This window comes from Brachyspira catarrhinii, from assembly GCF_005518285.1.
Taxonomy (GTDB): Bacteria; Spirochaetota; Brachyspiria; order Brachyspirales; family Brachyspiraceae; genus Brachyspira; species Brachyspira catarrhinii.
The window spans coordinates 1-537 of the sequence record NZ_SJDU01000749.1; the positions used below are offsets into that span (position 1 = coordinate 1).

Genomic DNA, 537 nt, shown 5'->3' on the forward strand with positions numbered 1-537 from the left:
AAATACTACTCATTATATCGATACTCTCTTTTAATCTATTCGGATATTATTCTTCTGATGCGTTTATAGATTTGCTCGTGCAATCCAATCAGTTGAGAGTGCGAACGGACAGATTCGGTGCGGTATTCGGTAGCGAAAGTATAAGGGCTGCCGTTGGGCTAACGGGCGCGAATAATCTTTCGGGCATAATAATTCATAATGTGGACGATTATACCGCTTTAAATAGGGCTAAAGTGGCTTTAGACCAGCTCGTTCCAGCAGTATTGGGAGGTATAGGCTATCAAATGAATATATTTGGCATAGCTTTCGGATACGAATTTAAATGGGGCGGACCTACTTATATGGTTCATACTCCCATTTTATCTATGACGGCTTTGAATAATGATTTTAGAATAAATATTCCCATTTCCGTAGGCGTAGGGCAGCAATCCTATTATAAGAAAGCGGACAGCTTAAAGGGAACTATGGTAATATCTACGGGAATAGAAGCGAGATATTATTTCAATATGGAATATTTCCAGCATTTGAGATTTTATT

General features: G+C 38.5%; 1 pseudogene. It reads left to right on the forward strand.

The annotated features are described in order from the left end of the window. Positions 1–537 (forward strand): annotated as a pseudogene (locus EZH24_RS13320) (variable surface family protein); the annotation flags it as partial.